10 protein-coding genes are annotated in these 12011 nt (G+C 58.5%); 9 read left to right on the forward strand and 1 reads right to left on the reverse strand.

Annotated elements, in window-relative coordinates; genetic code table 11:
• Positions 1-13 precede the first annotated feature (13 nt).
• Positions 14-1129 carry a response regulator gene (locus HRF49_11595; protein ID MEP0815291.1) on the reverse strand — a complete coding sequence of 372 codons (1116 nt, stop codon included), beginning with the start codon at positions 1127-1129 and terminating at the stop codon, positions 14-16.
• Positions 1130-1172: 43 nt separating this feature from the next.
• Here HRF49_11595 and rodA point away from each other — a divergent pair, with 43 nt between their 5' ends.
• From rodA to HRF49_11640, 9 genes are all read left to right on the forward strand, one after another.
• Positions 1173-2315 (forward strand): rod shape-determining protein RodA, encoded by a 1143-nt coding sequence (gene rodA, locus HRF49_11600; protein ID MEP0815292.1) that lies wholly within the window; start codon positions 1173-1175, stop codon positions 2313-2315.
• Between the two features lie 169 nt (positions 2316-2484).
• The gene (locus tag HRF49_11605) at positions 2485-3258 is read left to right on the forward strand and encodes a flagellar motor protein (protein MEP0815293.1); all 774 of its coding nucleotides are present in this window, start codon (positions 2485-2487) and stop codon (positions 3256-3258) included.
• Position 3259: 1 nt separating this feature from the next.
• The gene (locus HRF49_11610; GenBank protein ID MEP0815294.1) at positions 3260-4066 is read left to right on the forward strand and encodes a flagellar motor protein MotB; all 807 of its coding nucleotides are present in this window, start codon (positions 3260-3262) and stop codon (positions 4064-4066) included.
• The gene (locus HRF49_11615; protein MEP0815295.1) at positions 4063-4368 is read left to right on the forward strand and encodes a hypothetical protein; all 306 of its coding nucleotides are present in this window, start codon (positions 4063-4065) and stop codon (positions 4366-4368) included. The genes HRF49_11610 and HRF49_11615 overlap by 4 nt, the downstream gene beginning before the upstream one ends.
• 30 nt (positions 4369-4398) lie before the next feature.
• Complete coding sequence (locus HRF49_11620; GenBank protein ID MEP0815296.1) at positions 4399-4713, forward strand: hypothetical protein; 315 nt, start codon at positions 4399-4401, stop codon at positions 4711-4713.
• A 32-nt stretch (positions 4714-4745) separates the two neighbouring features.
• Complete coding sequence (locus tag HRF49_11625) at positions 4746-5426, forward strand: flagellar basal body-associated FliL family protein (protein ID MEP0815297.1); 681 nt, start codon at positions 4746-4748, stop codon at positions 5424-5426.
• Between the two features lie 6 nt (positions 5427-5432).
• Positions 5433-7196 (forward strand): hypothetical protein, encoded by a 1764-nt coding sequence (locus tag HRF49_11630; GenBank protein MEP0815298.1) that lies wholly within the window; start codon positions 5433-5435, stop codon positions 7194-7196.
• A 33-nt stretch (positions 7197-7229) separates the two neighbouring features.
• Entirely contained in the window at positions 7230-8372 is a 1143-nt protein-coding gene (locus HRF49_11635; protein ID MEP0815299.1) for an HD domain-containing protein, read from the forward strand.
• A gap of 237 nt (positions 8373-8609) precedes the next feature.
• Complete coding sequence (locus HRF49_11640; GenBank protein MEP0815300.1) at positions 8610-11540, forward strand: carboxypeptidase regulatory-like domain-containing protein; 2931 nt, start codon at positions 8610-8612, stop codon at positions 11538-11540.
• Positions 11541-12011 lie beyond the last annotated feature (471 nt).

A 12011-nucleotide genomic window follows, 5' to 3' on the forward strand; every position in this document is an offset into this window, starting at 1 on the left:
CCTAAGCGCAAAATCAATCAAACAGCTCGCGAACATTGAGCAAGTCCGGCAGCACCTCGAAGAATACGTCGACAACCGCCGGCTCGAAGTGCGTGCCTGATAGCCTGCGAATTTCCTCGAGCGCTTCGTCCATGGGCCACGCGCGCTTGTACGGCCGCTCGCTCGTCAGCGCGTCGAACACGTCGCATATCGCGGTGACCCTGCCTTCAAGCGGTATGGCCTCGCCCCGAAGCCCCGCCGGGTATCCCGTGCCGTCCCACTTCTCGTGGTGAGTGAGCGCGATGACCTCGGCGAGCTGCAAAACCTCCGACTTGCCGCGGGACAGCAGCTCCGCGCCGATTGTGGTGTGCCTCTTCATCACTTCCCACTCCGCGGCGTCCAGCTTGCCCGGCTTCTTAAGGATCACGTCGGGGATTCCGATTTTTCCGATGTCGTGCATCGGCGCCGCGTGCAAAATCAGATGGCAATCGGCGGGCGCGCGGCCCAGCGCCTCGAACATCTTCGACGCGTACCAGCTCATGCGTAAGATGTGCACGCCCGTCTGCTCGTCCTTGTACTCGGCGGCCCGGCCCAGCCTGTGCACGATTTCCAGCTGCGACTGGCGGATGTGTTCGGTCTGCTCCATCACTCGTGCTTCCAGATGGTCCAGCATCTCGCGCAGCTTGCGGTTGGCCTGCCGGATGGACAGCAGGTTGCGGACGCGAACCTGAAGCTCCAGATGGTCGAACGGCTTGGCGATGAAATCCAGCGCGCCCTCGGAAAGCGCGCGGATGCGCGTGTCGGAATCCTCGCTGGCTGTAAGTATCAGAACGGGCACGGGATCGTCGTTTTCCAGCCGCTTCAATTGCGCGAGAACAGCGAAACCATCCATATTCGGCATGTTGATGTCCAACAGGACGGCGTCAGGCCGGAACTCGTTGTACAGGACGGCGGCTTTGCGCGAGTCCGTAGTGGTCGCGATTTCGGACAGGCCGCATGCGCGCAGAATGCGTTCGATTGTGCGGACGACGGGCGCTTCGTCGTCAACGATCAATACGCGTCCGGATGACGCGTATTCCTGCGAGGCTGCTGGGGGAATCCGCACCCGCGGTTCGATGCGCGAATCAAATTTGCCGGCTTCGTTTATCATATGGTTTGGGCGCGGATTTTAGCATCTCGGTTATACTTTTGCCGTGAGTCCGCCCAGGAAAAGATTGAGGGAAAAGCAGCCCGAGGCCAGGCCGGGCGACTTCTGGCTGATCGCCATCCCGGTCGTGCTAACCGTGATCGGCCTCATATACCTTTACAGCGCCACGTACCAAGCCCCCGACCCGGAATCCGGAGCCGCGCCGCTTTTGGGAATGGGACGTTTTTTCAAGCTCCAGGTGCTCTGGTTTTTATTCGGTCTGGGCGTTTACCGGTTGGTATCGCGCGCGGATTTCACGAATCCGCCGTTTCCATGGACGGCGATTTACCTGCCGATACTCGCCCTTTTAATCATCACGATAATCGCCGGACATACGGCTGGCGGCTCCGAGCGCTGGATCAACCTGGGGCTTCTCAAGATGCAGCCGAGCGAGTACGCCAAAATTGCATTCGTTCTTGTTCTTGCCCAGGTTTTTTCCGGGCAAGGCGGTGTCACGGGCGAAAGATTTGCCGGAATGCTCGGCCTACTCGGCGTCACTGCCGCGTTGATTGTAATGCAGCCGGATCTTGGCACCGCAATTGTCTTCTTCGCCATTTTTTCCGTCATCTTGTTCCTGGCACAAGGCGGACAACGGTTTCTTGTGGCGTTCCTGGTGGTCGTCATGCTTATCGCCGTACCGGGCTGGTTTCTACTTCACGATTACCAGCGCGACCGGGTGCTTTCGTTCATGAATCCTGAGGCAGACATCCAGGGAGCGGGCTACAACGTTTACCAAAGCAAGATTGCGATCGGCAGCGGCGGATTGACGGGCGCGGGGCTGCGGCAGGGCACGCAAACCCAGGGCGGATTCGTCCCGAACGACCACACGGATTTCATTTTCAGCGTCGTCGGCGAAGAAGGCGGATTCGTGGGCGGCGGAATGGTTATCCTGTTGTTTGCGCTGCTCGTTCTGCGGCTGACCTGGGCGGGGCAGGTCGCGGCGAACGCATATCAGCAGCTTATCGCCTACGGAGTCAGCGCAATCATCTTTTTCCAGGCCGTGGTGAACATCGGGATGAATATGGGCGTGCTTCCGGTTACGGGCATTCCGCTCCCGTTTTTCAGCTACGGAGGAAACTCGCTGTTCACCATGTATTTCGCTATAGGCGTGTGCCAAAGCATAGTCCGCAATCGTTTCCGCGTGTCGTAAGAAGATGGCGCCCGAATTTCAAGTGGAATGCTTCTGTGCTAAAACCATGTTCCGAGCGGCCGATAACGTCAAGTGAGCCGGCCGGCCCGGCCGGGCGCGTTTTTGCCCGATTTTGGTATATGCAGTGGATTGGCGGCCCGCGGCAACTTGGGCGGGCGGGGTTAGACGGATGGATATTGCCACAATCGCCGGCTTGATTTTGTGTTTCGTGGGATTTTTGGGCGGCTTCGTGATGGAAGGAGGCCACCTCACGTCGCTCGTTCAGCTATCGGCGGGAGCGATTGTTTTCGGTGGGACGTTTGGCGCGGGCATCGCAAGCGCGGCGCTTTCGCAGACGACCGGCATCGCGGGAATACTCAAGCATGCGTTCGTCCGAAAAGAGCGCGATCCCCAAGAGACTATAGCCACATTCGTCAAATTCGCGGAAAAGGCCCGGCGCGAGGGCCTGTTGGTTCTCGAAGAAGACGTACGGGAGCTTAAAGACAGGTTTCTGCAAAACGGAGTGCAGCTCGTCATTGACGGAACCGACACCGAGCTTGTGAAGGACATCCTTCAGACCGAGCTTGCTTACATCGAGGAGCGCCACGAAACCGGCGCCAAGTACTTCGAAAATCTCGGCGGATTCGCCCCCACCTTTGGAATCATCGGCACGGTTATGGGGCTCGTACACGTACTCTCTAACCTTTCCGATCCTTCAAGCCTTGGCCCGGCAATCAGTGCTGCGTTCATCGCGACGCTGTACGGCGTTGTCAGCGCCAACGCGATTTTCCTTCCGATAGCGAACAAGCTCAAATCTTCGTCCAAAGAGGAAATCCTGATCATGGAGCTTATGATTGAGGGTATCCTTTCAATCCAGGCGGGCGACAACCCCCGCATCGTAAAGGAGAAGCTGAACGCGTTCCTCCCGCCCGCCAGACGCGAAAAGGAGGAGGCAAAGGCCTAGCATGGCCGGCAGGAAAAAGGCTGGTGAGCACGGCGGTGGCCACGAGCGGTGGCTCATCACCTACGCGGACATGATCACTTTGCTTATGGTCATGTTCGTCGTCTTTTTCGCCATGGCCCAAGTTGACCTTAAAAAGTTCGCCGCGGCCGCCAAATCCCTCCGGGAAGGATTCGGTGCAAGCAAACCGGTCTCGACCGTCGGCGCGGCGGACAAGATTCCTGTTTTCGACACGCCGGGCGGTGAAACCGTTCTGGAAGGCGCCGGGGGCGAGGGCGGAATCACGCCGGTGGATATCTTCGAATTCGGCAGGCTGGGAAGCGAAATCGAGGAGGAAATAAAGGGGAAATTGCGGGAGGCGGGTCTTGAAGCGTCAAACGTGCAGGTTGATTACAACGAGCGCGGAATCGTGATCACAATCAGTCCCGACAACATCCTTTTCGACAGCGGCAAGGCGTCGTTGCGCCCCGAGTTCGTAAAGATTCTCGACACGATCGGCCCGAAATTGAAGGATTTGCCCAATCAAATCCAGGTTGAGGGTCATACGGACAGCGTTCCAATCAACACTGCGCAGTTTCCGTCAAATTGGGAGCTTTCCGCCGCAAGGGCGAGCTCCGTAATCAGGTACTTCGAGCGCGCTGGCTGGATAAAATCCGACCGTTTGGCCGCGTCCGGCTATGCGGACAGCCGGCCGGTTGATACGAATGCCACTCCGGAAGGAAGAGCTCGCAATCGGCGCGTGGAAATTGTAATCCTGCGCTCGGCTCGCTCCGCGGATTCGGCAAGGCTTGCAAGGGAGATGGGGCAGTGAAAGGCAAAGGAGCATGGTGGCTCGTACTTCCGGGTATTTTGATTCTTGTCGCGGTAATCGCGGGAACAATGTACGCGGGAGGAGCCAAAAAACCCGCATCGAATCCCGATTTCGGCTCTAAGATGGGAAGCTTCGCCGGCACGTTGAAGGTTTCCGGAAAGTACGCTTGCGTGGGCAACATGGAAACCGAGACGTATTATATGTGGGGCGATCCGAGGATCGAGCAAATTCCCGAAGACAAGCGCGTTTATTTCAGCACGGAAAAGGACGCGCGCGACGATTTCGGTTACAAGAAGGGGTGACGAAGTCGCTCCTGCTTGGAGGTGTTTTAAATGGCCCGTAAAAAGGCGTCGGAGGTCGGCACCCTTGCGGGTATTTTGGTTTTGATTGCGGTGGCGGCCGTAATTGCGGTGTTGTTCAACAGCTACACGCAGCCCGAATTCGGCGGCCAGATGGCCGAGTTTTCGGAAGGGCTGCAGACGGGAGCGGTCAACTTCCCGTACGTGGGAAACATGGATACCCAGGTTTATTACCGGAGCAGCGATCCCAGGGTGAAGCAGATTCCCCTGGACAAGCGCGTGTATTTCAAAAGCGAGAAGATCGCCCGCGTCGATTACGAGTACACGCCGGCTCCGGGAACGACCTGATATGAGCGTAAATCCAAGGATGGAAAAAACTCATGGCCAACGAACCTGAAGGCGGAAAGAAAAAGGGATTTTCCCTGCCGATGCCGGTGCTCATCGCGGCGGCAGTCGTGGTTACGCTCGCGCTGTCCGTCGGGCTGTCGTTTCTGGTGGTCAAAAACGCTGCGCCGAAAATGCCTGCCGGCGCAGGCGACGAGGAAGCGGCAAATGACGGCGAAGAAGTGGAGGTCGAGCCGGTCATTACGATTTTCGACCTTCCAACCTTCCGGGCGAACCTCGCCGGAGGAGGCTACATAAAGGCGACCATCTCGCTTGAACTGGCGGACCGCTCTGCGGCGCTGATGGCACTCGGCAAACAGCAAAAGCCGGCCGAAGGAAAGGAAGAAGCTCCGGCTGAAGGAGGCTCCCACGCCTCGGCGAAGCGCGTGGAGTACGCCGCTTATTCATCCGCAAAAGAAGCCCCCGCGGAGGCGGCGCCGGCCGAGCCTGCGGAGCCGCAGATCAGTCCGTTTGTCGAACATCTGACGATGTTCATGCCCAAGTACCAGGACAAGATAAACGAAATTCTGCGGTCCAAAACGCTGGCCGAATTGTCCGAGCCGAAGGCCCAAGTTGAACTTGGAAAGGAGATAAAAAAGGAAATCAATCTAATGCTCGATCCGGAGCTGGGCCAAATTCAGAACGTGTACTTCAAGGAATTCGTAACCACCGGATAATCAAATATGCTCAAGCGCCACTCCGTTCTTTATTTGCTTTTCTCCGTTGCGCTGTTGTCGTGCGGCGGTTCCGGCGGCCAGAAAACCGCGGATATTCGCATCAAACCGCCGGTGGACACGACGGGAGAAATCACCATTTCCACGGCGGACGGTGCGGCCAAAGTGTCGTTCGCATCGGACTTGTTTGCGACGGAAACCGAACTGAGGCTGTCGAACATACTTTCCGGATTGGCAAATTCCGGATTTCCCGAAGGGCGAATCGCCGTCGCGGCGATTGAATTCAAGAAAATCGGCAAAGACCCGCCTGCGGATACCGGCGGTGACAACGCCGGAAGCGGAGAAGGCGGCGACGGCGGGGAAACCGGCGGCGGAGACGACGGCGGTTTGACCAAGTTCGAAGACGAAATCGGCGGCTCCGTCAATATAGAGATGTCAATTTCCGCGCAGCCCAAGTGGCCGGGGGGGGCTCAAGTAACGCTATACAAATGGAGCGACGATCTGGCCGAATGGCGGGACTCGGCGGTGAAGGCCGAGATAGGCGCGGAGGACGGCAAGGCGCGAGCCGCCATCACGCGGTTCGGCAGGTACGCCGTATTCAGTCCGCTGCCGGAGGAACTCCCCCCCCCTTCCGCCGGTACGCCAAAGACTCTTGCGGCAACCAAGCTTGCAGTCAAGCTGGTTTGGGACCGTCCTGCTTATCAACTGCTCGCGGGCTATAACGTTTATAGATCCGCGGAGGCGGATTCCGGTTTCAACAAACTCAACTTGGAGCCGCTGACCGAGGAAAAATACATCGACCTGACCGCTGGGACGGGCACTATTTACTATCGTTTGTCTCTGGTGAGCACCGCCGGCCTTGAAGGGGAGAAAGGCCCCGCGCTGATGGTCGCAATCCCCGGCACGGATTTCTACGGAAAATTCGGATTTTCCGGCGGCGGCTCCGCGGAGCTGAAACAACCTGGAGATGTGCTGTTCGTTCCTACGGCCGGAACAATCGTAGTGACTGATGCCGCTCTGTCTCGATTGGTTCTTTATGACGAAAGCGGGAAGTTCGTGCGCGAGGTGCGTTCGCCCCCTTCGGCTTCGACGCGCATCACCGAACCGGTGGGATTGGGAATCACCGCCGATGGATCCAAAATTTACGTAACCGACAGGGCATTGAACCGCGTGTTCATCCTTTCATCCAATTTCGAGATTCTCGGTTCATTCGGGGGCGGAGGAACCGGCGCGGGTTTTCTTGACTCGCCTTCCGATTGCGCAATCCGAGCCGACGGCGTGGTTTTCGTTTCCGACAGCGGGAACGACCGAATCCAATATTTCACTCCTTCCGGTACATACCTGGGCGAGTTCGGAGCATCGGGATCCGGAAACGGCCAGTTCGACGATCCCGGCTACCTGATTTTCGATTCGACGGGAAAGCTCTACGTCGGCGACCGCGGCAATTCCAGAATTGCCGTGATTTCCGACAAACTCGAATTTGACAGCGCTTTTGATTTCTCGGACGCGGAGCAGCCCGCGGTCCCTCCATTGGAAATTCCCGCGGGACTTGCGCTTGATTCCCGCGGCAACCTCTTTGTAGCGGACGCGGGGCGTTCACGCGTGCTGGCCGCGGATTCTGCGGGCAAGTTCGTGTTTCTTTTCGGAAGCTACGGAAAGGAAAACGGCAAATTCGGCGCGGCGAGCCCGCAGGGTTTGTCGTTCGATCCGACCACCGGGCTGCTTTATGCAAGCGATCCCGCAAACGGACGAATTCAGGTGTTCCAGCCGTAATCGGGATAGGATTTTTCAATCCGGGCGATTGAAATGGATTTCATCACTCACGAGTTCGAGATTGCGCCGGAAAACCTTCTGCCGGGAATGGTGATTTCCCGCGATCTCGTCCATCGCGGGACGACCTGGCTGCGCTTCAACACTGTTTTAAACGAAGAGCTTATAGAGCGCATTCGAAAGCTGGATCTGCCGCGGGTCAACGTTTATTTTCATGACTCCGACGTCGAGCTGTTCAAATCGCTTTTATACAAGCAGGACTCTACGCCGTCGCGGGAGGATCTTGAAAGCGGGATAATCGCGCTTCTTTCGACGGGCGGGCCGGACTGGGCGAGGCCTCGCAGCCTTTGCCGGGATCTTCAGGTCGCGGCAGTGGTTGAGGAAGTTTTGGGCCACGTTTACGAAATAATCACCCGATCGTCGTCCGCGTTCAACCTGCTTCTCGAATCCCGATTCTTCCGCCATCCCCATCTCAATCACTGCCAGACGGCGGCCATTTATTCAGTAATAGTCGGCGTCGAAATGGATTTCAACCTGCCCGCGCTCATAGACCTGGGGATATGCGGTTTGTTCTACGACATAGGCAAGCTGCGCGTGCCGCAGGAAATTCTCAACAAGCCGGGCAAACTCACGCAGCTCGAATACGCGCAGGTGAAAAAGCACTGCCACTTCGGGCGGCAGATGGCGTCGGAACTGGCGCGCAATTTCCCTTCGCTCGACCGCGTCGCGTTGGAGCACCACGAGAACTACTACGGGGGGGGGTACCCGCGCGACATCCGCGGCGACGACATCCATCCGTTCAGCCAGATCGTTTCGCTCGCGGACAAGTTCGCCGCGCAGCTCACGCCCAAGGAGTACAGAGACGCCTACCTGCCGGGCAAGGCATTCGAATCCGTACTTTCGCTCACCCGCAGCTCTGTTTCCCCGCAGGTTTTCAAGGCCTTCATGCAGAGCGTGATGGTTTATCCTCGCAATTCGTTCCTCCAGCTTTCCAGCGGCGCAATCGCTGTCGTCGTGGAAAGCTCGGCCAGCCGGCCGTTGCACCCCACCGTCGAGCTTGTCTATTCGGACACCGGCGAAGCGTTTGTCGGCGTTCGGCCCAGGCTCAATCTCGCCGAGCGCCCCGACCTTTCCGTGGTCAGCTTTTTCAGCATTTATATTCCAGAAAAGAGAGCCTGAATAAAGGCGGCTGCTTTGTCCGCGAAATTCTCTATTAGCGCGAAATCAAACAAGTATTACGATTCCGGCATTACCGCCCCCGATTCCGGAGTTTTCTCCCGAAAGGCGTTTCTTCCGTTGCGAAAACGCCGAAAAAAGGGTAATATCTTGTATCCCGTGTTTCGCGGGAGCGGCTGCAAAGCCGGGGGGCAGCATTCCTTAGCTTTTACATTCCGTTGAGCTTCAAGGAGTATCGAAATGCAGGTATTTATATCCAGACTGAAATTGTCCCTGTTTGTCGCGTTCGCATCGTTCCTGTTGATCGGCCTTGCCGCGTGCGGCGGAGGCGGCGGTAGTTCCATCGGAACTCCCAATCCGCCCGCGCCGGGTTCCGGTGATCAGATGAACAACGATCCGGCGGGCGAGTTGCCAGTCATCGAGCTTCTGCCTCCCGGCACCGCGCTTTCTCCCGGCGACGTCGCGGGAGTGATCAAGGATGCGCTCGGCACGCCGCTGGAGGACGTCGAGGTGGCGCTGGACGACCAGCCGATATCGGCAATGACAGACAGCCAGGGCGTGTTCCTGATCCAGGATGTTGCCCCGGGTTCGCACGAGCTGCACTTCGGCAAGGACGGCCACGTATTCTTCACGACGTCGATTGACGTTGACGGCGACACTCCGGTCAACCTGGCCTTCAGCTCGTCCGACGCAAGGCTTGCGTCGCAGGATTCGCCCGATTTCGCCAGGATGCACGGCCGCGTCTTCGTGGCCGGCACCGACGAGCCGGTTCCGGGCGCCTGGGTGATTGTGTTCGATATGGACGGGTTTTTCCGGGCGACGCAGTCGGGCGACCTTGGCGGTTACGAGTTCGACCGGCTTCCTCCGGGTCACAAGTTCGTCCTCGGCTTCAAGCGCGGCTTCCAGGTATTCTTCGGCGAAGTCGAGCTGGAAGCCGGCGGCAACCGCGAATTCAACATTCCTTTACACCGCATCAACGTGGGGAACGTCGAAGGCCGCGTGACAAGCACCAACGGCGAGGCCATAGGCCATGCGGCGGTTTTCCTTCTTTCCTACCGCGGCGACGACTACGGTCCGAGGTTCCAGACATACACGAACGACAACGGCTTTTATCGTTTTGTTGAAGTTCCCGCCGGCCCGGCGGACATGCTTGCGGCGCACCCGAGATTCCACCCCGGCTCTGCTTTCGTCGAGGTAATCGCGAACGACACCATCGAGCGGAATTTCGTACTCGAACCCAAGGACGGGCAAAGCGGCCAGCACGTGATCCTTGAAGGCCTTGTCAAGAACGGCGAAGGCCACCCGATAGCGGGCGCGCACATCCGCCTTACTGACGAAGCCGGGCATGTTTGGGAAACGATGTCGGGCGAGAAGGGCGGCTTCCGGTTCGAGCTGCCTCACACGGGCGGATACTGGATTCGCGTGGCAAAGGACGGCTACCGCGTTTTCGAGGGCGACCTCAACCTGCACGAAGGCGTAAACGAAATCACGGTTACGCTTTTCGCAAACGAGCCGGGAGGATTCGGCTCGCTTTCGGGCTCGGTTCATTACCGCGGCGAGGACGGCGGCGAGCCGCCCGCGGTTGAGGCTCACCTTGTTGTTTTCGGCGCCAACAACGATGAAGTATTAGGCGAAACCTGGACAAACCAGGAAGGCGAGTATGCATTCCATGAGATTCCCGCTGGCGTCTACCACGTTCGTTGCGAGTTCGGCGAATTCGATCCGCTGACCGCGGAAGTCGAAATCCGCGCCGGCCAGAAAACGATCAAGAACTTCTTCTTCGAGCGCGAGCAGCACGGCGAATTCGCGTCGCTCTGGGCGGTCGTCCGCGACCAGCACGGCGAGCCGATCGCCGAGGCGTTTGTCAAGGTATTCAGAAACAATCTCGAAGGCGAGGTCGTTCGCAGCGGCTACACGAACGGCGACGGCGTGATTCACTTCGAGGAAGTTCCTGCTCCCGGCACGTACGCCGTCAAGGCGTTCAAATGGGAGCGGCACAGCAACGTCGAAACCGTCCAGCTCGCGCCGGGCGACGACAAGGAAGTTCACCTGACCATCGAGCGTCCCGCCGAGCAGGGCTGGGCGTCGCTGTTCGTAATCGTGCGCGACCAGTTCGGCAACCCGGTTCCGGAAGCGCTTGTAAAGCTGTGGAAGGTCAATTACGAGCAGCCCTTCCGCAGCGGCTACACGAACGGCGACGGCGTTATTCACTTCGTCGAGCTTCCCGCGCCTCAAGGCTACTATGCCAAAGCGTTCAAGTGGGAGCGCCAGAGCAACCTTGAAGACATCTTCCTCGAACCCGGCGAAGAAGGCGAGCTGCATCTCGTTATCGAAGCGCCGCAGGGCGGCGGGCCGGGCTGGATCTTCGGCCACGTGTACGACGACCATTCCCGCGAGCCCATCGCGGGCGCGACGGTCGTGCTTTTCCATAACGAGCAGGCGATTGCCGACACGACCACCGGCGAGGCCGGCGGCTACGAATTCGGCGATCTTGAGCCCGGTTTCTACGCCCTCAAGTTCATGAAGGACGGCTACGAAACCAGGTGGATTTACGAAAATCAGGTGTTCGCGGGCGAAGGCACGGAGGTTGACGCGTACCTTGTACCGCTGGGCGGCGGCGGCGACAACGGCTGGATTTTCGGACATGTATATGACGAATCCACCGAGCAGCCGATTTCCGATGCTCACGTGAAGGTGTTCAGCGGCGATCTGCTTGTCGCGGAAACCTACACGGGCGACCTGGGCGGCTACGAGTTCGACGCCGTGTTCGAGCCGGGCTTTTACCACATGAAGTTCTTCAAGGAAGGCTACGAGCTTGAGGAGATCTTCGAAATCCAGGTATTCGCGGGCGAGGGCACCGAAGTCAACGCGTTTCTGACGCCGACGGGCGGCGGCAACGACTTCGCAAGGTTGTACGGCCACGTATACAACGGCGAGGAGCAGCCGCTGATCGGCGCATGGGTCAAGCTGGGATTCTACGAGGGAGAGGAATTCGTCCCCGTTTACGCGGCGCAGACCGGCCAGGAAGGCTATTACGTGATCGAGGAGATCGAGCCGGGCGCGTACGCGGTGCTCGTGTTTGCGGAGGGCTACCAGCCGTTCCACGGCGAGCAGGGCTTCGAGCCGGGCGACAACATCTTCCGCAACTTCGTCCTGTACGGAGTCGACTAGCGGAATAATCCACGAAGCGCGGCCTTCAGGCCGCGTGATTTGAAGAGCTGCGAAGTTAAACTAAGGCCCCGGGCGACCGGGGCCTTTTTTCGACGCGCTTTTGTGGCAACCCCGATTTTTTTTATCGGAGTTAGTCCTTTGGCAAAGGCGATTGATTCCGGTATAATGCCGCCGTGCGGGAACCGCGAAAATCCGAACCTGGGTGATGATTATGGCGGTACGTCGGGAAGCCCGGTATTTCCAAAAGGGAAGGCGCGGGCTTAAGCAATATTCCGGCCAACCGGACGATCACCTTCGGCCAGAAGGGCGAGACGTACAAGGACAACGTCAACATCGGCGCGGATTTGCTGGACGTACTGAACGGCTTCAAAGTGCGGGGCTACATCAAATCCAGCCTGCTGCGCTACGGCGGCTCAAAACCAATTTGCAGGGGGGAGCGGCGGCTCGCCCTCGCTCTACGAATGATTTGCT

The sequence above is a fragment of the bacterium genome (genome assembly GCA_039961635.1).
Taxonomy (GTDB): domain Bacteria; phylum 4484-113; class 4484-113; order JAGGVC01; family JAGGVC01; genus JABRWB01.